1 protein-coding gene is annotated in these 255 nt (G+C 67.8%); it reads left to right on the forward strand.

The features are described from left to right. Positions 1-255, forward strand: a 255-nt coding sequence (locus GSY69_RS15480) for an IS3 family transposase (protein ID WP_160954415.1), incomplete at both ends; no start/stop codon positions are given.

Consider the following 255-nt stretch of genomic DNA (forward strand, 5'->3'; position numbering starts at 1 on the left):
GTCCAGCGGCCTGTTCACCGCGATGGACCGACGCCGCGACACCATCGACCGGGCCGTGAAGGTGATGTTCGCCAAGAAGCGTGGTCTACACGGTTCGCCTCGGCTGCACGCCGACCTGCGCGACGACAGGTGGGAGGTCAGCGAGAAGACGGTCGCGGACTCCATGCGCCGCCAGGGGCTGGTCGCGCGCCGGATCAAGCGCCGGAACGGGCTCACACGGCAGGACAAGACAGCTTCGAAGTTCCCCGACCTGCT

The organism is Brevibacterium rongguiense (assembly GCF_009857845.1).
Classification (GTDB): domain Bacteria; phylum Actinomycetota; class Actinomycetes; order Actinomycetales; family Brevibacteriaceae; genus Brevibacterium; species Brevibacterium rongguiense.